Source organism: Kineococcus indalonis (assembly GCF_009906395.1).
GTDB classification, from domain to species: Bacteria; Actinomycetota; Actinomycetes; order Actinomycetales; family Kineococcaceae; genus Kineococcus; species Kineococcus indalonis.
In genome coordinates this window covers 1-1,085 of record NZ_JAAALM010000845.1, presented here as the reverse complement: position 1 = coordinate 1,085, position 1,085 = coordinate 1, and the positions used below count along the sequence as shown (strand labels likewise).

1 protein-coding gene is annotated in these 1,085 nt (G+C 74.7%); it reads right to left on the bottom strand.

What is annotated here, in order from left to right:
- Window positions 1-32: 32 nt before the first annotated feature.
- A partial coding sequence (locus tag GTR00_RS21505) for a TIGR03557 family F420-dependent LLM class oxidoreductase (RefSeq protein ID WP_205706376.1) occupies window positions 33-1,085 on the bottom strand: 1,053 nt, incomplete at its 5' end.

Here is a 1,085-nt window from a genome sequence, read left to right as displayed (position 1 = left end):
CGGCGGCACGCCCCCAGGCTCGCACGCGGCCCTCAGTACCGCAGGTTCGGCAGGACGTGGCGGCCGTAGAAGTCGATCACCGCGGACTGGTCGGGCTGGCCGGAGTGCACGAACGGCGTCACGCCCGCGTCGAGCAGCTCCTGCACGGCGGCGACGTGGTTCTCCGGGCCGCCCTTGGGCCACTGCGCGTGGACCTGCTCCAGCGGCCACACCTGCTCGGCCTTGCGCTGGATCTCCACCGGGTTCGGCTCGTGCAGCAGCGAGGGGTCCCAGGGGTCGACGGTGAAGCGCCACAGGGTGGCAGCGTGCTCCAGGTCCTGCTCGGTGACGTTGACGAACAGCTCCCCGAGCTTGGGCAGCGTCGCCGGGTCCTTGCCGGCGTCGGCGGCGCCCCGCTCGAAGGCCGCCACCAGCTCGGGGTCGGAGAAGTCCTTCGCAGCGCCGATCCAGCCGTCGCCGTACCGGCCGGCGTTGTAGGCGCTGCGCGGGCCGCTGGCGGCCAGGTAGATCGGCACCGGCGTCTCGGGCACGTCGTAGAGCTTGAACTCCACCGTCTCGTAGAACTCGCCGCGGAAGGTGGTGCGCTCGCCGGTCCACAGGCGCCGGATGAGCTGCACCGCCTCCACCAGCCGGGCGGCGCGCTCCTCGTACGGCCCGAACGCGCCGGTGGCCGCGCGCTCGTTGAGCGCCTCGCCGGTGCCCACCCCGAGGAACACGCGCCCGGGGGCCAGGACGCCCAGGGAGGCGAAGGCCTGGGCGACCTCGCTGGGGTGGTGGCGGTAGGTGGGGCACGTGACGCCGGTGCCGAACGTCGCCCGCCGGGTCGCCTGGCTGAGCAGCCCCTGGGTGATCCACGGGTGCATGGAGTGCTGCTGGTTGTCCTGCCAGGGCTGGACGTGGTCGCTGGTCCACAGCTGCCCGAAACCCGCCCGCTCGGCCTGCGCCCCCCACCGCACCAGGTCCTGGGTGCGGAACTGCTCGTGCGAGAGCACGAACCCGACCGGTGCGGTGCGCCCCCACCACCCGCGGCGGTCCTGACCGCCCGCCGCCGCGGCCGGCCCGGCGCCCGCCGCGCCCAGGGCGGC